This is a genomic window from Actinospineispora acaciae DSM 45401 (genome assembly GCF_000620785.1).
Lineage (GTDB): Bacteria > Actinomycetota > Actinomycetes > Mycobacteriales > Pseudonocardiaceae > Pseudonocardia > Pseudonocardia acaciae.
On the sequence record NZ_JIAI01000010.1, the window covers coordinates 203,442 to 223,554 of the forward strand.

Annotated in this window: 13 protein-coding genes; 6 read left to right on the top strand and 7 right to left on the bottom strand. The window is 72.3% G+C overall.

Translation table 11 applies throughout. The annotated features are described in order from the left end of the window. Positions 1 to 80: 80 nt before the first annotated feature. On the bottom strand, positions 81 to 1,475 hold the full coding sequence (locus N912_RS0134745) for an APC family permease (RefSeq protein WP_028926046.1): 1,395 nt from the start codon (positions 1,473 to 1,475) through the stop codon (positions 81 to 83). A gap of 292 nt (positions 1,476 to 1,767) precedes the next feature. Here N912_RS0134745 and N912_RS0134750 point away from each other — a divergent pair, with 292 nt between their 5' ends. Further along, complete coding sequence (locus N912_RS0134750) at positions 1,768 to 5,397, top strand: multifunctional oxoglutarate decarboxylase/oxoglutarate dehydrogenase thiamine pyrophosphate-binding subunit/dihydrolipoyllysine-residue succinyltransferase subunit (RefSeq protein ID WP_028926047.1); 3,630 nt, start codon at positions 1,768 to 1,770, stop codon at positions 5,395 to 5,397. Positions 5,398 to 5,476: 79 nt separating this feature from the next. Here the strand turns inward: N912_RS0134750 and N912_RS56515 are convergent, their stop codons facing one another. After that, entirely contained in the window at positions 5,477 to 8,629 is a 3,153-nt protein-coding gene (locus N912_RS56515) for an AfsR/SARP family transcriptional regulator (protein WP_051581218.1), read from the bottom strand. A gap of 367 nt (positions 8,630 to 8,996) precedes the next feature. Between N912_RS56515 and N912_RS56520 the strand changes: the two genes are divergently transcribed. Further along, positions 8,997 to 10,508, top strand: coding sequence for a hypothetical protein (locus N912_RS56520; RefSeq protein WP_211261510.1), 1,512 nt, complete (start codon positions 8,997 to 8,999; stop codon positions 10,506 to 10,508). Between the two features lie 175 nt (positions 10,509 to 10,683). Continuing rightward, the gene (locus N912_RS56525) at positions 10,684 to 11,322 is read left to right on the top strand and encodes a class I SAM-dependent methyltransferase (RefSeq protein WP_064745482.1); all 639 of its coding nucleotides are present in this window, start codon (positions 10,684 to 10,686) and stop codon (positions 11,320 to 11,322) included. Here N912_RS56525 and N912_RS56530 read toward each other — a convergent pair. Continuing rightward, complete coding sequence (locus N912_RS56530) at positions 11,317 to 12,762, bottom strand: MFS transporter (protein ID WP_051581220.1); 1,446 nt, start codon at positions 12,760 to 12,762, stop codon at positions 11,317 to 11,319. The genes N912_RS56525 and N912_RS56530 overlap by 6 nt on opposite strands. A gap of 94 nt (positions 12,763 to 12,856) precedes the next feature. On the opposite strand from N912_RS56530, the gene N912_RS0134775 reads away from it, so the two are divergent. After that, complete coding sequence (locus N912_RS0134775) at positions 12,857 to 13,297, top strand: winged helix-turn-helix transcriptional regulator (protein ID WP_028926048.1); 441 nt, start codon at positions 12,857 to 12,859, stop codon at positions 13,295 to 13,297. Between the two features lie 50 nt (positions 13,298 to 13,347). Further along, positions 13,348 to 14,214: an alpha/beta fold hydrolase gene (locus N912_RS0134780; RefSeq protein WP_028926049.1), complete on the top strand. Its 867-nt coding sequence runs from the start codon at positions 13,348 to 13,350 to the stop codon at positions 14,212 to 14,214. Here the strand turns inward: N912_RS0134780 and N912_RS66570 are convergent. Both N912_RS66570 and N912_RS0134790 read right to left on the bottom strand, forming a co-directional pair. After that, positions 14,211 to 15,407 (bottom strand): peptidase inhibitor family I36 protein, encoded by a 1,197-nt coding sequence (locus N912_RS66570; RefSeq protein ID WP_156994234.1) that lies wholly within the window; start codon positions 15,405 to 15,407, stop codon positions 14,211 to 14,213. The genes N912_RS0134780 and N912_RS66570 overlap by 4 nt on opposite strands. Then, on the bottom strand, positions 15,400 to 16,167 hold the full coding sequence (locus tag N912_RS0134790) for a LysM peptidoglycan-binding domain-containing protein (protein ID WP_028926051.1): 768 nt from the start codon (positions 16,165 to 16,167) through the stop codon (positions 15,400 to 15,402). Before N912_RS0134790 ends, N912_RS66570 begins: the two co-directional genes overlap by 8 nt. Before the next feature lie 313 nt (positions 16,168 to 16,480). On the opposite strand from N912_RS0134790, the gene N912_RS64710 reads away from it, so the two are divergent. Beyond that, complete coding sequence (locus N912_RS64710; protein ID WP_169748010.1) at positions 16,481 to 16,657, top strand: DUF6104 family protein; 177 nt, start codon at positions 16,481 to 16,483, stop codon at positions 16,655 to 16,657. Positions 16,658 to 16,784: 127 nt separating this feature from the next. Here N912_RS64710 and N912_RS0134800 read toward each other — a convergent pair whose 3' ends face one another. Both N912_RS0134800 and N912_RS56535 read right to left on the bottom strand, forming a co-directional pair. Beyond that, complete coding sequence (locus N912_RS0134800) at positions 16,785 to 17,162, bottom strand: hypothetical protein (protein ID WP_028926052.1); 378 nt, start codon at positions 17,160 to 17,162, stop codon at positions 16,785 to 16,787. Further along, on the bottom strand, positions 17,159 to 20,101 hold the full coding sequence (locus N912_RS56535; RefSeq protein ID WP_037068125.1) for an FtsK/SpoIIIE domain-containing protein: 2,943 nt from the start codon (positions 20,099 to 20,101) through the stop codon (positions 17,159 to 17,161). The genes N912_RS0134800 and N912_RS56535 overlap by 4 nt, the downstream gene beginning before the upstream one ends. Between the last annotated feature and the right edge of the window lie 12 nt (positions 20,102 to 20,113).

The following is a 20,113-nucleotide window of genomic DNA, read 5'->3' on the forward strand; positions in this document are numbered from 1 at the left end:
CCACTCCGTACCCCGCACACGCACTGAAGCAGTTGTGCGGGCCACGAACCGGGTGTGCGGCGCGCAGTCTCGGCGCGAGCTCACGCGGGGTCGGACTCTGGGGACATACCGGACAGCGCAGGGCGGCGGCCGGTGGCCAGGAGGACGAGCAGGACCAGGACGCCGACGCCGAGCCACACGAAGCCCAGGACCTGGGCCGCGACCTTGGCGTTGATCACCACGTACAGCAGGATCGCGAACCCCAGCACGGGCACCACCAGGTGACGCAGCCAGTCCCTGCTCCCGGACCGGATCACGAAGTGGACCACCACCGACACGTGCAGCACCAGAAACGCCGTCATGGCACCGAAGTTGACCAACGAGGTCATCAGCGGGATGCCGTCGTCACGGCTGCTCAGGTACAGCCCGAGCACCAACGACACCGCCGCGACCAGCAACGTCGCGTTCACCGGCACCTGACGCGAGGATGACACCCGCGCCAGCACCGCCGGCAGCTGCCGGTCCCGGGCCATCGCGAACAGCAGCCGCGAGGTGGCCGCCTGCGCCACCAGCGAGTTGGCGAACCCCCACGCCACGGCGGTGGCCGCCGCGGTCAGCCCGGCCAGCCACCCACCGCCGGCCACCCGCGCCGCGTCGTAGAACGCGGTACTCCCCGGGTCGCCCTCCGCCAGCAGCCGGTCCGGGTCCGCGACCAGCAGCGATGCCACCCAGGTCTGCACCACGAACAACACCCCGGCCAGCAACAAAGCGGCCACCATCGCCCGCCCCAGCGACCGCGCCGCGTCCCTGTTCTCCTCCGCGAGCATCGAGATGCCGTCGAAGCCCAGGAACGACAGCACCGCGAGCGACACCGCCCCGAACACCACCGGCCAGGAGAACGTCGCGGCGTTGTACAACGGCGACAGCGCAGACCACCCGCCCCCGCGCCCCGAGGCCAGCGCCACCACCCCGACCACGAGAAAGATCACCAGCACCGCCAGCTCCGCCGCCAGCATGACCTTGTTGACCCGCGCGGTCATCTCGATGCCCAGGTAGTTGACCACCGTGTTGAGCACCACGAACGCGACCAGCCACACCGGCACCGGGATCACCGGCACCAGTGTGTTCATCGCCACCCCGGCCACCAGGTACAGCAGCGCCGGCACCAGCACGTAGTCCAGCACGATCACCCAGCCGGCCAGGAAGCCGACCGGCGCCGCGATCCCCCGCCCCGCGTAGGTGTACACCGAGCCGGCCATCGGGAACGCCCGCGACATCTGCGCGTACGAGCTCGCGGTGAACATCATCGCCACCATGCCGACCAGGTACGCGAGCGCGACCATCCCGCCGGACCCGGAGAACACGCTGCCGAAGATGCCGAACGGCGCGATCGGCACCATGAAGATCAGCCCGTACACCAGCAGGTCGCCGAACCGCAGCGAACGCCTCAACTGCTGCCGGTAACCGAACCTCTCGACCCCATCAGCGGCGTCCACGTCGCCTCCTTGTCCGGGCGGAGACCGGCGAACGAACCGTGAAGATTAAACTCTTCTATACGAAATATTTCGAGTACCTCGGGTCGCCCTGGTGAACGCGGGGGTGCCGGCACCGCGCGCTCGGTCGCTACGCGGATCCACCCGAAGCGACTAACCTGGGGTCGCTGGCCAGGCAACCCGAACTAGTCAAGCGAGGCGATCTCCAACCGTGTCCACCAGCAGTTCGTCAGCCGCGTCGAACCCGCCGTTCCCGACCGCCCAGTTCGGCACCAACGAGTGGCTCGTGGAGGAGATGTACCAGCGCTTCCTCGACGACCCCCAGTCCGTCGACCCGGCATGGCACGACTTCTTCGCCGACTACCGCCCCGGCGCGGGCGCCGAGGCCGGCCAGCGCCCCACGACCACAGCCGCGGACGCGAACGGCCAGGTGGCCCCCGCACCGACCAGCACCGCCACCCCCGCACCAACAACACCCCCGCCCACCACACCCCCCTCCTCCAAGCCTGCCGCCGGCACCACTTCCCGCGCCGCCGCCAAGCCCGCCCCCGCGCCCGCCGGCGCCAGCGGCCAGGTCAGCCCGCTGCGCGGCGCGGCCAGCGTGGTGGTCAAGAACATGCAGACCTCGCTGGGCGTGCCCACCGCCACCAGCGTGCGCGCGGTGCCGGCCAAGCTGCTCGCGGACAACCGCGTCGTGATCAACAACCAGCTCAAGCGGACCCGCGGCGGGAAGATCTCCTTCACCCACCTGATCGGATACGCGCTGGTCCAGGCGCTGGCCGAGTTCCCGGTGATGAATCGGCACTTCGCCGAGCAGGACGGCAAGCCCACCGTCGTGCAGCCCGACCACGTCAACCTCGGGCTGGCCATCGACCTGCCCGGCAAGGACGGCTCGCGCACCCTGGTGGTGGCCTCCATCAAGGGCTGCGAGGCGATGAACTTCGCCCAGTTCTGGACCGCCTACGAGGACATGGTGCGCAAGGCCCGCACCGGCGGGCTCAAGGCCGAGGACTTCGCCGGCACCACGATCAGCCTGACCAACCCGGGCACCCTGGGCACGAACCACTCGACGCCCCGGCTGATGGCCGGCCAGGGCACCATCATCGGCGTCGGCGCCATGGAGTACCCGGCGGCGTTCCAGGGCGCCAGCGACGAGCAGCTCTCGCAGTTCGGCGTCAGCAAGATCATCACGCTGACCTCGACGTACGACCACCGGATCATCCAGGGCGCGGAGTCCGGGGCGTTCCTGCGCCGGGTGCACCAGCTGCTGCTCGGCGAGGACGCGTTCTACGACAAGATCTTCGCCTCGCTGCGGGTGCCGTACGAGCCGATCCGCTGGGTGCAGGACATCCCCGAGGGCGCCGTCGACAAGACCGCCAGGGTGCTGGAGCTGATCGAGTCCTACCGCACCCGCGGGCACCTGATGGCCGACACCGACCCGCTGAACTACCGGCAGCGCAAGCACCCCGACCTGGACGTGCTCTCCCACGGGCTGACCCTGTGGGACCTGGACCGGGAGTTCGCGGTCGGCGGGTTCGCCGGCAAGGCGCACATGAAGCTGCGCGACGTGCTCGGCGTGCTGCGCGACGCCTACTGCCGCACCATCGGCACCGAGTACATGCACATCTCCGACCCCGAGCAGCGCGACTGGCTGCAGGAGCGCATCGAGCGCCCGCACCAGAAGCCGCCGGTGGCCGAGCAGAAGTACATCCTCTCCAAGCTGAACGCCGCCGAGGCGTTCGAGACGTTCCTGCAGACCAAGTACGTCGGCCAGAAGCGGTTCTCGCTGGAGGGCGGCGAGACCGTCATCCCGCTGCTGGACGCCGTGCTCGACTCCGCCGCGGCCGACGAGCTGGACGAGGTCGTCATCGGCATGCCGCACCGGGGCCGGCTGAACGTGCTGGCCAACATCGTGGGCAAGCCGATCAGCCAGATCTTCCGGGAGTTCGAGGGCAACCTGGACCCCGGCCAGGCGCACGGCTCCGGCGACGTGAAGTACCACCTCGGCGCCGAGGGCAAGTACTTCCGGATGTTCGGCGATGGCGAGACCACCGTGTCCCTGACCGCCAACCCCTCGCACCTGGAGGCCGTGGACCCGGTGCTGGAGGGCATCGTCCGGGCCAAGCAGGACATCCTGGACAAGGGCCCGGAGGGCTTCACCGTGCTGCCGGCGATGCTTCACGGCGACGCCGCGTTCGCCGGACAGGGCGTGGTCGCCGAGACGCTGAACCTGGCGCTGCTGCGCGGCTACCGCACCGGCGGCACCGTGCACATCGTCGTCAACAACCAGGTCGGCTTCACCACCGCGCCCGAGCACTCGCGCAGCTCCCAGTACTGCACCGACGTGGCCAAGATGATCGGCGCCCCGGTGTTCCACGTGAACGGCGACGACCCGGAGGCCTGCGTCTGGGTGGCCAAGCTGGCGGTGGAGTACCGGCAGCGGTGGAACAACGACGTCGTGATCGACATGATCTGCTACCGGCGCCGGGGCCACAACGAGGGCGACGACCCCTCGATGACCCAGCCGGCGATGTACGACATCATCGACGCCAAGCGCAGCGTCCGGAAGAGCTACACCGAGTCGCTGATCGGGCGCGGTGACATCTCCATGGAGGAGGCCGAGCACGCGCTCAAGGACTTCTCCAACCAGCTCGAACACGTCTTCAACGAGGTGCGCGAGCTGGAGCGCGGCGCGATCACGCCCAGCCCGTCCGTGGAGGAGGAGCAGGCGCTGCCGCCCCGGCTGGAGACGGCCGTGCCGCTGGAGGTGGTGCACCGCATCGGCGACGCGCACGTGGAGCTGCCGGAGGGCTTCTCCGTGCACTCGCGGGTCAAGCCGGTGCTGGAGCGGCGCTACAAGATGTCCCGCGAGGGCAACGTGGACTGGGCGTTCGCCGAGCTGCTCGCGCTGGGCTCGCTGGCCATGGACGGCCGGCTGATCCGGATGGCCGGCCAGGACACCCGGCGCGGCACGTTCGTGCAGCGGCACTCCGTGGTGATCGACCGCAAGACCGGCGACGAGTACTACCCGCTGCGCAACCTCTCGCCCGAGCAGGGCCGGTTCCTGCCGTACGACTCGGCGCTGTCCGAGTTCGCCGCGCTGGGCTTCGAGTACGGCTACTCGGTGGCCAACCCGGACGCGCTGGTGCTCTGGGAGGCGCAGTTCGGCGACTTCGTGAACGGCGCCCAGTCGATCATCGACGAGTTCATCTCGTCCGGCGAGGCCAAGTGGGGCCAGACCTCGGACGTGGTGCTGCTGCTGCCGCACGGGCTGGAGGGCCAGGGTCCGGACCACTCCTCCGGGCGGATCGAGCGGTTCCTGCAGCTGTGCGCGGAGTGGTCGATGACCGTGGCGCTGCCCAGCGACCCGGCGAACTACTTCCACCTGCTGCGCCGCCACGCCCTGGACGGTATCCGGCGCCCGCTGATCGTGTTCACGCCGAAGTGGATGCTGCGGGCCAAGCAGGTGGTCAGCCCGCTCGCGGAGTTCACCGAGGGCCACTTCCGCTCGGTGCTCGACGACCCGAAGTTCGCCGGCCGCGAGGGGCCGGTCTCCGGGGTGAACCGGATCCTGCTGTGCTCGGGCAAGCTCTACTACGAGCTGGTCGCCGCGCTGGAGAAGGCCGGCCGGGAGGACATCGCCGTCATCCGCGTCGAGCAGCTCTACCCGCTGCCCAAGCGCAAGCTGCGCGCCGCCCTGGACCGCTACCCCACCGTGACCGACATCCGCTGGGTGCAGGAGGAACCGGCCAACCAGGGTGCGTGGCCGTTCTTCGGCCTGGCGCTGCCGGAGTTCTACCCCGAGCGCCTGGCCGGCATCAAGCGCATCTCCCGCCGCCGGATGGCCGCGCCCGCCGCCGGCTCCGGCAAGGTCCACGAGGTCGAACAGGCCGAGCTCATCGCCGCCGCCCTCGCCGACGACTAAAACCCCAGCTCACCACCCGTGAGTGGTTAGCGTTGTCATAGCAACGCTAACCACTCACGGGTTCTGACCAGGCCTTATGTCACGGGGTGGAGAGGCCGGCCTCGGTGAGCAGTCGCTGGAGCCGGCGTTCGTCGTTGCCCAGGTCACAGCGCCGGATCAGGGCCAGGGCCTCGCGGCCGGTGGCCAGGGTGAGCTCGCGCTCGCCGGCGTGGAGGTAGGCCTCGGTCAGTGTCACCAGGGCGGCCGCCCTGGCCTGGACGTAGCCGCCCCGCCGCGCGGCCGAGGAGGCCCGCTCGGCGCAGTCCAGCGCGCCGGGCCGGTCCCCAGTGCGGATCTTGAGGCGGGCGAGCACGGACAGCGTCTCGGCCTGGTGCCAGTAGAAGTCGCCGCCTCGGACGATGTCCATGGCGGCCTGCAGGTGGCCGTGGGCGGTCGCGTACTCGCCCAGGTTCATCTCCGCGTCGCCGAGCAGCGTGAACGCGCTGGCTTCGAGGATCTTGTCGCCGCTCTCCCGGCTGAGCCGCAGCGCGGTGGTGGCCTCCCGCTGTGCCCTCGGGTGGTCGCCGGTCTCCCGGAACAGCAGCGCCAGCCGGGGGTGTACGGCCGCCAGCCCACCGAGGGACTCGAACCTGCCGAACAGCTCCAGCGCACGCATGAACAGGTCCTCGGCCTCGGCGAGGTGGCCGCGCCACATCCGGACCGAGCCCAGGTGCATGAGGTCGGCGGCCCGTGCCAGTTCCAACCCGTGCCGCTCGCTCACGGCGAGCGCGCGCCGGTAGTACTCCTCGGCGCACCGGAGGTCACCGAGGAAGAAGTACTGGCCGCCGAGGTTCCGCAACGCCCGGCACTCCCCGCTCGCCGAGCCGAGCTCGGAGAACAGGGCAAGGGCGCGCTCGGTGTGCTCGCGGGCCTCGGCAAGGCGCCCGGTCCAGGCGAGGACCACGCCGAGGTCGGCCAGCGACACGGCCTCGCATTCCGTCCAGCGGCAGTCCCTGGCCATGCGGATCGCCTCGTGCAGGTGGTCCACGGCCGGCTCCTGCCGCCCGGTCCGGAACGACGAGGTACCGATGCTGCGGTGCAGCAGCGCCTGCGTGTCGAGCTCGCGGTGCTCGCGGGCCGCGTCCAGCAGCGCCGGCGCGATCTCCAGCCACTCCGGGCGCTGCCCGGTGCGGTGGTAGCGGATGCGGAGGTGGTCGATGAGCAGCCAGGCGGCGGGATGCGGGCCCGCGGTGGCCGCGCCCAGCGCCACCGCCGCCGTGTTCACCAGCTCCTCCGTGCCCACCGCATCCGGCGCCTGGTGCTCGGCGTGGGCGCAGTCCGGCACGGTGAGGCGGCTTCGCAGCAGGGGCATGATGCCGGGCTGGTCGCGCACGGTGGCGACGGTCGTCCCGCACAGGTGGTACTCGACCAGCCGTGCCCATGCCGCTTCGTGGTCCGGGTTCGTGCGCGCCCGCTGGGCGGCGTAGAGCCTGATCAGGTCGTGGAACCGGTACCGGCCGTCGGTGTGGTGCTCGACGACGCAGGCGGCGACCAGCGCTCGGAGGTGCCGGACGGCCTCGTCCAGCGGGACGGCGGCGAGCGCGGCGGCCTCCGGTGCGGTGAAGTCGGGCCCGGGGATCAGCGCGAGCAGGCGGAACAGGCGTTGCTCGGTGGGCTTCAGCGCGTCGTACGAGGCGGCGAACGCCGAGGCGACGACGTTCTGCTCGGCGCCGTCCAGGGCCAGCGCGGCGAGCCGGTCGCTGCTGGTGAGCTCGCCGACCATCCCGGAGATGCTGGCCCGGGGGCTGGCGGCGATGTTGGCGGAGGCGATGCGCAACGCCAGCGCCAGCCCCGCGCACAGCCGGACCAGCTCGGTGGCCGAGACCGATTCGGCGACCACCCGATCCGACCCCAGCGCGGCGGCGAGCAGGGCGCGGGACTCGCTGTCGGTCAGCGGCGGCAGCCGCAGCGCCTGGGCACCGGTCTGCGTGATGAGCTCGGTGAGCTGGTGTCGGCCGGTGACGATGACCGACCCGGACGGCGGCAGCAGCGGCAGCACGTGTCCGGGGTCGCGGGCGTTGTCGAGCAGCACCAGGATCTTCCGGTCGGCGAGCATGGACCGGTACAGCGCGGCGCGCTCATCCACCGTCCTCGGGATGTGCGCCGGCGGCACCTGCAGCGCCGTCAGCAGTTGGCCCAGCGCGGTGGCCGGGGCGAGCGGATCGTGATCGGGGTCGTAGCCGCGCAGGTTGAGGTAGAGCTGGCCGTCGGGGAAGTGCTCGCGCGCGGTGTGCGCCCAGTGCACCGCCAGCGCGGTCTTGCCGACCCCGGCCAGGCCGCTGATCACACAGATGCCGCCGCCGTCGGTGGTGAGCCGGGCGGTCAGCGTGGCCATCGCGTCCGCCCGGCCGACGAAGCCGTCCACGTCCCGGGGCAGGGTGGCGGGCCGCACCTGCTCCCTCGCGTCCGGTTCGGCCACCCGTGCCTCGTCGGTGCTGCCGTTGAGGATCTGAACCTGCATGTCACGCAGCCGTTGGCTCGGTTCGATGCCGAGCTCGTCGACCAGGCGACGGCGGATCTCGGCGTAGACGCCCAGGGCCTCGGTACGGCGGTCGCCTCGGTGCAGGGCGAGCATGAGCTGGGCCGCCAGCCGCTCCCGGAACGGATGCTCGGAGGCGAGCTGGCGGAGCTCGTCGACCACCTGGATGGGGCGTCCGGCGGCCAGCTCGGCCTCGAACAGCTCCTCGAACGCGGTGAGCCGGCGTTCCTCCAGCCCTGGACGTTCGCTGTCGATGAGCGGCGCGGTCACCCCGCCCAGTGCCGGACCGTGCCACAGCGCCAACGCGGAGCGCAGCCGCCGAGCCGCCTCGGCCGCGTGACCCGCCCGCAGCTCGGCCTGCGCCTCGGTGACCTCATCGGTGAACACCTGCAGGTCCAGCTCACCGGGTCCGACGTTGACCAGGTAACCGCCACCGGCTCGGACGATCACATCCTGTCCCAGCCGGGCCCGCAGCTCCGACACGTAGCCGTACAGCCGGCCCTGGACGCTGGGCGGCGGCCGCGTCCCCCACACCAGCCCGATCAGCCGCTCGTAGGCCACCACCCGGTTCGGTCGCAGCAGCAGGGCGGCCAGCACCGCCAGCGGTTTCGGCGCGAGCCGAGGCAACGGACCGTCCTCGCCGCACACCGTGACCAGCCCCAGCACGCGGTAGCGCGGCCGACCGGGCCCGCACACCTCGTTGTCCGCCGTCACAAGTCTCCCTCGTTCCACGATGACCTGGACGCCTAGTGGACGATCTGGTCGGAACACAACCTCGCGCGCGCCGCGAGGACGCTCGTCGGCGCCGGGCGGGCACCCTGCCCGTCGACCGGTCGGTCCACTCCTGGCCACGCGCCGTGCCACGACATCAGGGCGGATCCCGTCCTCTCGATCTCTGCCTCGACACGCCGGGGCAGGAGTTCGCAGCATTGTCGGTCAAACAGACAATCCGCGCTAGATAGAGCGGAAAGAGAAGAAATACCGGAGAAGCACGGCAGGATCCCCGGACCGTCCGAGGCGATACTCCCCCGCGTGCGCACCACGGACCGGCCCGAACTGGAACGATTCACGCGGTTGCCCGATGAGTGAGGCGGGTCTGCGGCCTTCGGTGGGTGTGACCGGCGCGGCGGCCGAGGATCGGCGGTCGACCTGGTTGGTCGTCGTTGCGGTGCTCGCGACGGGCGTGGCGGCGGTACTGGGCGGAGCGGTGAGCCCGGTCGCGGCGTACGGGTTCGTCGGCGGGATGTTGGCGCTGCTCGTGGCCGTGACGTCGGGGCTGTACCCGAGCTTTGCCACCTACGCCTACCTGGCCACGCTGCCGTTCCTGGCCGGGATCGGCCGGGAGGCGCTGTTGCCGCTGCTGCGGCCGAACGAGGCGCTGCTGGTCATGGTGATGGGCGGCGCGATGGCGGGCGGGTACCTGCGGCTGCTCCGGGGCGATGCGATCCGGCCGCGGTTCTACCCGCCGGTGGACGTGCCGCTGGCGGTGTTCCTGCTGATGGCCACCGTCTGGCCGCTGGCCTCGCTGACGCTGCGCGGGCTGGTCCCGACCGGCGAGGAGTACGCCTCGCTGCTGCCGATGACCAAGCTGGTCGGGATCTACTTCCTGGTCCGCTACACGATCACCACCGAAGCGCGGATCCTGCGCGCCATCCGGCTCATCGTCTGGCCCGGCGCCACGATCGCGCTCATCGCGGTGCTGCAGACGCTGAAGTTCGGCCCGGTGCTGGCCCTGCTGACCACCCTGTGGGCGGGCTCGGACAGCAACGCCGCCGCGCCGAACGAGGCCCTCGGCGAACGCGGCACCGCCACCCTGGGCTCGCCGATCGCCACCGGCGACTTCGTGATCATCAGCCTGATCCTGGTGCTGTGCTGCGGCACCCGGGGCCTGCTCGGGCGCCGCGAGCGGCTGATCCTCGCGGTGATCCTCGGCACCGGCGTGCTGGCCGCCGGGCAGTTCTCCACCTGGATCGCCGCCGCGGTCAGCTTCGCGCTGCTGGCCTGGCGGTTCCCCGAGCTGCGCCGCCAGTCCCGCAAGTTCGCCCCGCTGGCCCTGGTCGCGTTCGTCATCGGCGCACCCGCGTTCCTCGGCCGCCTCGGCGGCATCGGGGAGTACAGCACGGGTTCGGCCCTGTCCTGGCTGCCCGAGCCCGAACAGGGCCGGCTGGACAACCTGCTGCACATGTACCTGCCGCACTTCGACTGGCTGACCACCCTGATCGGCGTCTCGCCGAACTGGGTGCTCCAAGCCCCGGAACGATGGCGCAAGGTCATCTACCTGGAATCCGGCGTGCTGTGGTTCGTCTGGGTCGGCGGCATACCCCTGCTGCTCGCCTTCGGCTGGCTGTCGCTGCGGATCCTGCGCTCGCTCAAGCCCGTGCTCGGACACCCCGGCCCGTTCGGCGCCACCGCCTCCTGCCTGGACATCGTCTGGCGCTTCCTGCTGGTCCTCACCATCATCGACCCACACCTGCAGCAGCGCGGCGGCGGCGACCTCATCTTCACCCTGCTCGCCATCGTGGTCACCGGCCTGGACCTGCGCGGCATCGGCCGCGACCCGGCAGGCCCTGGTTCCGTGCCCGCGCGCGAGTAGTCGTCTCACGCGTATCACGGGCGTATAACTGTCGCATATTACGCACTGATCACGATCGAGCCGACTCGACCGAAGAAAAACCGTAGACAAATCCCACCGACTCGGTAGATCGGTCGGGCACACTCGTGGCGCCCATGAGGTGATCATTATATTATCTACTCCCCAAGGAGCCACGTTGGCCCAGCGTCTTGTCCCTCGGGTATACAGGGGGTATTTCGAGTATCTGTACGCCCGCAACGAGGATCCATGGGATTACGAGACACGCGAGTACGAGCGCGCCAAGTACGAGCGGACGATCGATTCCTTGGACGGCCGCAGGTTCAGGCGGGCGTTGGACGTCGGCTGCTCCATCGGGGTCCTGACCCGGATGGTGGCGCAACGGTGTGACGAGGTCGTCGCGGTCGACACGTCCGCACTGGCCGTTCAGCGCGCTCGCCGGCGCCTGTCGGACTTTCCCGAGGTCAGCGTCCATCGGTCGACGCTGCCCGAGCAGATGCCGGACGGGCAGTTCGATCTGATCCTGTGCTCGGAGGTTCTCTACTACTGGAATCGCGATCTTCTGTTGCGCGCGTGGGACACCTTCGAATCGGCGCTCGCGCCGAACGGTGTACTACTGATAGTCCATGGCCGATTTCAGAGTCACACCTGCCCGGTGACCGGCGACGAGGTCCATGATCTCGTCACCTCCCACTGCGCGCTCGACCACACCTTCTCCGAGACCAAACCCAGATATCGACTGGACCGGTTCGAGAAGCAGAGCCTGGCCGATTCGACGAGCGAAGGCCTCACCGTGCCGAGCACCGGCTGTTCATAGGCCCGGCCGGCGGCCCGGGGCTTGGCGCCATGGCCCCCGGCCCAGCGCCGCGTGCCGCCTGCGCAGGCCGGGCGCTGTCACGGTCAGCGCCAGGAGGGCGCCGGCCAGTGGAACCAGGAGCGCGGTGCGGAGGGCGGCCAGGGCGTCGTCGGGGGTGCGGCCGTCGCCGAGGGCGGCCACGCTCACGGTGGTGGCGATGGAGAGGCCGAGCGCGGTGCCGAACTGGAACGAGGTGTTCACCAGGCCGCTGGCCAGGCCCTGTTCCGCGTCGGGGACGCCGTCGGTGGCGGCGATCGTGAGCGGGCCGTAGATCAGCGAGAACGCCAGGCCGAGCAGCAGCATGGTCGGGAACATCGCCGGGTACGTCCAGTCCAGGCCTACCGGCAGGAACAGCGCGTACCCGAGCGCGCCGAGCAGCATCCCGCCGAAGATCACCCGCACGTTGCCGAAGCGGCGCACCAGCCGGGGCGTGAGCGTGGGCGCGAGGATCGCGTCGATGCCGGCCGCCAGCAGCGCGAACGCCGTCTGCGGCGCCGTCCAGCCGCGCAGCTCCTGCAGGTAGAGCGTGACCAGGAAGAAGAACCCGAAGAACGAGCCGACGAACAGCAGCGCGCCGGCGTTGGCCCGCACCAGCGGCCCGGAGCGCAGGATGCCCAGCCGCACCAGCGGCGCCGCCGACCGCCGCTCGATCGCCACGAACACCGCCAGCAGCGCCAGCCCGGCGGCGAACACCCCGGCGGTGAGCGCCCAGCCGGCGGCGTCCGCGCTGGCCGCGTGTTCCAGCCGCACCACCCCGTACACCAGCAGCATCATCGCCGAGGTGATGGTGACCGCGCCGGCCACGTCCGAGGTCCGGCCGGCCGCATCGGCACCCCGGCCGCCGTCGTCGAGCAGCGGCAGCGCGGCGGCCTGGATCACGGCGGCCAGCAGCGCCGGGGCCAGGAACACCCAGCGCCAGTCGACGGCCGCCAGCAGCCCGCCGATGACCAGCCCGAGCGCGTAACCGCCGGCCCCCACGCCCGCGTACACCAGCACCGCGCGGTCGCGCCTGGGCCCCTCCGGCAGGCTGGTGGTGATGATCGAGAGCCCGGCCGGGGTCATGAACGCGGCGGCCACCCCCTTGACGAACCGGGCGACCAGCAGCGCGCTGCCCTCGCCGGCGAACCCGCCGAGCGCGGAGAACACCCCGAACACGCCCAGCGAGACCAGGAACACCCGGCGCCGGCCGAACAGGTCGGCGACCCGGCCGCCGAGCAGCATGAGCCCGCCGTAGCCGAGCACGTACGCGCTCACCATCCCGCTCAGCATCCCGGTGGACAGCCCGAGGTCCGCCCGGATCGCCGGCAGCGCCACGTTGAGCATGGTGATGTCGATCGTCTCGAGGAAGATCGCGCCGCACAGCACCAGCAGCGCACCCCAGGCACGCGGGGACGTGGACAACGGCTCGGCTCCTTGCGTGACGACTGTTGGTTACGCCGGTGAGGGTCGGTTCCCTCTTGTAACCATGGGTCATCCTGCGGCAACATCGGCGTTCGTGGAAGAAGGCACTTTCGGCTCACCGACGCACCTCGGTGACACCGACGCGGACGACCCGTACGACGTCCTGCAGTGGGACACCCGGGAGGACTGCGAGGTGCGCCAGATCCTGGACCGGATAGCCGACAAGTGGTCGCTGCTGGTGATCGCGCTGCTGGACCGCAGCACGCTGCGGTTCACCGAGCTGCGCAACCGCATCGACGGCATCAGCCAGCGGATGCTGACCACCACGCTGCGGAACCTGGAGCGCGACGGCCTGGTCCGGCGCACCGTGCACCCGGTGGTGCCGCCGCGCGTCGACTACGAGCTCACCACGCTGGGCGTGACCCTGCACGAGACGATCCAGTCCCTGGTCACCTGGACCGAGGCGCACCAGAAGGAGATCGTCCTGGCGCGGGCGGAGTACGACGCGCGGCGGCGGGCGGACGATCAGGCCTAGTCCGTCGGCGCCACCCGATGAGTTCTCGGCGTGAGGCTGGTCTACCCGGCATGGCTACTACACAGATCCTCCAGACCCCCGAGGCCGACCTCGCCTACGACGTCCACGGCCCGCTGCCGACCGCCGACGGGCGCCCGCCGCTGGTCATGATCGGCTTTCCCATGGAGGCCAACGGCTTCACCACGCTGGCCTCGCACCTCCCCGACCGCACGGTGGTCACCTACGACCCGCGCGGCCTCGGCCGCAGCACCCGCAAGGACGGCCGGGTCGACAACACGCCCCAGCTCCACGCCGCCGACGTGCACGCCCTCATCGAGGCGCTCGGCGCCGGCCCGGTGGAACTGTTCGCCAGCAGCGGCGGTGCGATCGTCGCGCTAGCCCTCGTGGCCACCCACCCCAACGACGTGACCACCCTGGTGGCGCACGAGCCGCCGCTCATCCCGGTGCTCCCCGACGCCGAGGCCGCCGAGCGCGCCCGCGCCGGCCTTCGGGACGCCTACCTGGCACGGGGTTCGAACGCCGGCATGGCGGCGTTCATCGCGTGGACGTCCTGGCGGGGCGAGTTCACCGACGAGTACTTCGCCCAGCCCGCGCCGGACCCCGCCGCCTTCGGGATGCCCACCGAGGACGACGGCTCCCGCGACGACCCCCTGCTCTCCGACCGGTCCTGGGCGGTCAGCAGCTACCGACCCGACATCGACGCGCTCACCGCTGCCCCGACGCGGGTCGTGATCGGGGTGGGCGAAGAGTCCGAGGGCACCATCACCGCGCGCACCTCGGAGGCGACGGCCGCGCTGCTCGGCCAGAAGGCGACGGTGTTCCCGAGCCACCACGGCGGCTTCGCGGGAGACGAGTTCGGCTACCCCGGGCAGCCCGAGGCCTTCGCCCGCACGCTGCGTGAGGTGCTCGGGTCCTAGTTGCCCTTGGGGTACGCGCACAGGGACTGCATGGCGCGCGCGGTGTTGCCGTCCAGGTCCCTGATCTCGCCGCCGGGGCTCACGGTGGTCAGTACGAGGTTGCCGGGGGCGCTGTAGATCTTCACGCCCAGGCCGGTGGTCGCGGTGCGGGTGTTGTTGACCACGGACCGCGCGCCGTCCGGGAGCACGCTGCGCACGTCCAGCGCGGGCAGGCTGTCCTGGCAGAACATCTGGTCGCGGGTGTACTCGACCTTGGCACCGTTGAAGTTCGGGCCGGAGTACAGGCAGAACGAGCCGTAGGTGCAGTACGCGTCGGCGGCCACCGTGATCGCCCCGCCGGCCATCGCGGCGCCCGGCACGATCGCCACCGTGAGCAGGCTGGCCACGCTGATCGCGCCGCGCACCCTCGGGCCGGGTCGGATCTGCCCGGCGGCCTCCAGCGCGGCCCTGCCCAGCTCGGCGAACCGGGACTGGCCGGCCTCCGCGAGCCTGGCCCGGCCGGCCGTGGCCAGGCGGGACTGTCCGACCTGCGCCAGCCTGGCCCTGCCCTCGGCGAGGCGGATGCGGCCGGTCTCCACCAGCCTGCCCTGGCCGGTGGCGGCCAACCTGGAGCGAAGGGTGTCGGTCCAGGCGGCGGCCGGGCGGGCGCGGTCGGGCTGGGCGGGTCGGGGTGCCGGGGGCGTTCTGGCCGGTGCGGCGGGGCGGGCGGCCTGGGGCGGGACTCCCGGATGGCCGGGTGGGGCGCCAGGGGGGCGGGGCGGCGGGGGGCCGCTCTGCGCGGCCGGGCCCAGCGGCGTCGGCGGCGGTGGGCGGCGGCGCGGTGGGGCACCGTTCATCGGCGCCCTGGTCGGGCGGCGGCCGTCGTCGGCCCCGTCGGCGCGTTGCCGGGGCGGTCCGTCCTGCCTGGGTGGGCGCCCGCCGGGTCTGGGGGTGCGCCCGTCCTGCTGGCGCGGCGGCGGGTCGGGGCGTCCGCCGGGTCGGGGGATGTCGGGAGGCTGGACCGGGCGGCCTTGCGGCGGCGGGGTCGGGCGGGCGGCCTTGCTCAGCGGCACGCCACCTCGGGCCTCGCCGTTTCCATTTCCGTTGCTGTTGCCGTTGTGCTCGGCAGGGGGCGGCGGGGCGCCCCTCGGCGGCCGGCGGCGCGGTGGCGGCGGTGGCCGGTCGGGCGGCGGCACCGGCGGGGACTCAGACATTGAGCCTGCCGCCGGCCAGGATCCGGTTCGGGTTCGTGAGCTGTGGGTTCATCCGCACCAACTCGTCCAACCCACGACCGGAGCTGCGCGCATAGTCACTCAGGGTACGGCCTGGTTGGATGACTACGACACCGGCCGGTTTCGCCTTGATCAACAAGCGCTGGCCGGCGCGGATCTCGTTCGGGTCGGCGATGCCGTTGTCGGTGGCGATCTGCTCGAACGGCACGTCGTAGCGGACCGCGATCGCGGCGAGCGTCTCGCCCCGGGCGACCACGTGCTCGGCGCCCTCGCCCGGCACCCGGGACGGCGGCTGGGCGGACGGCGGCTGGGCGGACTGCGGCGGAGCGGACGAGGTGGAGGGAGCTGTTCGGTCGGTCGGGCTCGGTGGGCCGCCGCCCTCGGGTGCCCGCGCGGAGCTCGTCGTGGTCGGGCCCGGCTCGGGCGGTGCGCCCGGGGTGGGCGGCGCGCCGGTGCCCGGGGAGGTGTCGCGCTCGGGCGCGCGGGTGGTCGAGGTGACCGCCGGCGGCGCGACCTGGGCGCCCTTGTCCGGTTCGGAGGCGCCGCGCCGTCCGAGCGCGATCCCCACCAGCGCCAGCGCCACGATCACCACGACCGCCCAGATGGCGGCCAGCCGCCCGGCCCCCGGCCTGGACTCGACGAACTCGCGCAGCCGCCCGGCCGCACGGGAAGATGCGTTCCGCGCGGCCTCGGCGACGACCGCAAGCTGCTCGCGGAGCTCATCCCGGCTGGGTGGCGACATGGTCGGGCTCCGGAGTCTCGGGGCGGTCGCGGGCGGTCACCGCGGACCACCCCACCGCGTATATGCATGCTCAACGAACGGTTCGTCGCGCTACCCGCGAGTCCCCCTTCCCGACGGTCGCCGTCACGCCGAGAAACCGCATCGCCCAACCTGACCTGGTGCGCGTCGACAGCAACAGGCCCCATTGATCGACCTACTGGACGGTAGCGTCGGCCCCCAACCACCGTCAAGCCGCTCGGCGGGCCAAACAGACCGCCGGGCGTGAGCATACCCTGGCCACACCGGTCTCACCGGCTGTAGTAATAAGGTCGGCGTGTACTTCACCGACCGGGGCATCGAGGAGCTCGAACAACGCCGGGGCGACGAGCAGGTCACCCTGGACTGGCTGGCCGAGCGCCTACGCGCGTTCGTCGACCTCAACCCGGACTTCGAGGTGCCCATCGACCGCCTCGCCACCTTCCTCGCCCGCGACGACGACCCCGACGACTAACCCGCCGGCGGCACAACGAGAGTTGCCGCCGCACACACTCCACAACCTGTGTGCGGCGTACGAACGGGGTGTGCGAGCGGAATGGCGGCGGCGGCCGGGTACGGACGGTGCCGGGGTGGCGGCGGGGTTAGCGGCGGCGTAGGAGGGGGCGGCGGCGGATGGCCTCGCGGAGGGCCTCGTAGCGTTGGGCCACCACGGCGTCGAGGTAGTCCAGCTCGCGGGGGGCGGCGTTCGGGTCGGGTTTGGGCAGCGGGCGCAGCGTCAGCCACTCCTCGCTCCACAGCGACTCCAGGGCGGACTCCCACTGCAGGGCCACGCCGAGCACGGTGAGCCGCTCGCGCTCGGCGGCGGCCTCCATGGCGTCGTGCAGGTCGGCCAGCGTGGCCTCCAGCTCGACGGCCCGCGCGGCGTCCGCCTGGCGCATGCGTACCACCGCGTCGTTCATCCCGCCGGTGATGTCCTTGTACCGGCGGGCCGCGTCCCCTCCATGGCCCGGCGCGGTCACGGCCGGCCCCCCGGCGAGATGTCCGGCACGATCAGCACGTCCGGGCGCTGCTGGGTGTACCTGTCGAACACCAGCCCGCGCGCCGGGCGGGGCGACCAGCTCACCGGCCCCGGGGCCAGCGGGCCGAGCTCGCTGCCCTGCACGTCGAACGCCACCCAGCAGCCGATGTCGTCCACGCCGGCGCCCATGGTGAGCACCGCGCGCAGCCGCTGCACGCTGCGCCACCAGCCCAGCACGTGCAGCCCCGTCTCCGGGCCGCCGCGCAGCACCTGGCGCAGCCCGTCCAGGCCGCTGCGGAAGGTGTCCGGGTCCTTCTGGTCGAGCACGCCGCTGGCGCCGTCCACGCCGTAGAGCAGCAGGTAGTGCGGCTCGGGCCGGGGTTCGCCGCCGGTCAGCCGGCCGGACACGTCGGCGGCCAGCCCGGCGACCAGCGCGCCGAACCCGTCCAGCCCGGCGGTGTCCACCCGGTGCCCGGACCCGGCCAGCCGCTCGGCCAGCTCCGCGACCGGCCCGACCGCCTCCGGCACCAGCGCGACCAGGGTGAACCGCGCCCCGGCCGTGGCCAGCGAGACCCCGCCCGCCTCGTGCGGATCGTCCGGCTCGTGGTCGGCCGGGGCGTGCTGCCCGGCCAGCGACAGCGCGGCCGCGCCCAGCACCGCCTCGGCGTCCGCCACCGAGGAGGAGATCACCGCGATGTTCCGGCCGGGGGTGGCGGTCATGGGTACGGACGCGGCGCTGCCGGCAACGTCGACCACCTGCCCGAGCACCGCGACCCCCGCCCTGGCCAGGCCCGAGGACAGCGTCGCCACCCGGCCCACACCGGCCAGGGCCTCGGTGATCGGGCTGACAGATTTCCCGACTCGCCCTGACAAATATCCCGACTCGCGGGGCAGCAGGTCGGCCAGCCGGGGCGCGCGCGAGGCGTCGAACAGGCGGGGTACGGGCGGCGAGCCGGAGCGGCCCGGTTGGTTGCGCAGCCAGAGCTCGGCCTGCAGCGCGTCCAGGGTGCCCTTGGCGGTGGCGTCGGGGATGCGGACGATGTCGTTGCCGTGCCGGATCCCGGACTCGTGGTTGAGCACCGCGTGCCAGCGCGGCAGCGACAGGGCCTCGTCGTTGAGGTCGGCGAGCACCCGGCGCGAGCGCGGCAGCGCCACCCGCAGCACGAACTGCTCGAAGATCGCCGGACGGCCCCAGAACGCCTCGATGCCGGACACGTCCTGGCTGGACAGCACCAGGTGGATGCCCTGCGAGCGGCCGCGCCGGGCCACGTCCTCCAGCAGCGACACGGCCTCGCGGGTGACCGCGTCCCGCTCGGTGAACAGGAACTGGAACTCGTCGATCACGGCCACGATCCGGGGCCAGCGCCCGGCCGGATCGGCGGCGCGCAGCTCCTCCAGCTTGGTGACCTCGTAGGCCTTGGCCGCCTCCGCGCGCCTGCGCATCTCCGCCGACAGGAACCGCAGCAGCGCCAGCCCGAACTCCCGGTCGGTGTTGATGTTCACCCCGACCAGCCGGGCGTGCGGCAGCCACGACGGATCTCGCTTACCGGGCGTGAACTGGGCGAACGACACGCCCTCCTTGAAGTCCAGCAGGTAGAGCTCCAGCTCGTCCGGCGAGTAGCGCGCGGCCATCGAGCCGATCATGGCGAACAGGAAGTTGGTCTTCCCCGACCCGCTGGGGCCGCCGATCAGCGCGTGCGGCGAGGCGTCGCACAGCGCCAGCTCGACGGGCATGCCGTCGCGGAAGCCGACCGGCGCGCGCACCCCGCTGATCGAGGTCGCCGACCACCACCGCTCGGTGGGCAGCAGGTCGCCGAAGGTGCCGACCCGGCTGCGCAGCCGCTCCAGCTCGTCGGAGATGGCATGGCAGGCCGCCGTGACCCGCTCCCTGGGCAGCGCCTCGTCCAGCAGCACCGTCGCGTGCGGGCCGGTCATGGTGCCGCGGGCGGTCACCGGCGCGGCCGCGTTCGGCGGGTCGATCATGCTCACGGTCTCCACCGGCGCGCTCACGGTGAGCGGCACGTCCACCAGCACCAGCTGGATGCCGCAGGCCAGCCCGCCGCGCGCGATCCGCTGCAGCGCGCGCCGCTCGTCGTCGGGCAGCGCGGACCGGTTGCCGACCAGCACCGCGAGCACCCACGGCTCGGTGCGCGTCCCGGTGCCCTCGGCGAGCGCGCGCAGCGACGGGTGCCCGTCCACCAGCACCCGGGTGTGCACCCGGCGGATGTGCTCGGACAGCTCCTCGAGCAGCTCGTCCAGCCGCGCCGGGTCGTGCACGGTGAGCAGCCCGCCCCTGGTCAGCGGGTACAGCCCGGGCATCGCGCCGGTGATCTGCCCGGTGTCCCAGACGTGCATCGCCACCATGCCCGGCCGGAAGTGGCTGACCACCCGCAGCAGCAGCGTCTCCACCAGCGACTCGGCGGCGCCCCGGGTGGCCGGGGTGGACACGATCTCCAGGTGCGACTCGTCCAGCAGCGGCACCGCGACCGGGAACGGCCGGTGCGGGGGCGCCCCGTCGGTCGTCGCGGAGCCGATCCGCCACAGCTGGGGTATCGGCCCGGAGCCGTCCGCCTTGCCCGGCTCGCCCAGCCAGTAGTCCATCGGCTCGCCCGCCGAGCCCGGCGCCGCGTCACCGACCAGCTCGGCCAGCCGCTCGGGCTCGCCCATCACCCAGTCCCCGAAGACCGCCCGCTGGTCGGCCTCCACCCGGCGCACCGTCTCCGCCAGCCGGGGGTTCACCAGCGCCTTGGCCAGCACCGGGTGCCGCCGCGCCGCGTCCAGCCCGCCCTCGCGCAGGATCATCTCGAACAGCGCCTGGGCGTGCTCGGTGACCGCCCGCTCCCGCACCGCCGCCGCCGCGCCCAGCGCGACCCCCACCGCGTCCCGGAACTGGTCGAACGCCGAGGCGATCCGCTCCCGCCGCTCCTGCCGGCGGCTCACCGCGACCCCGGC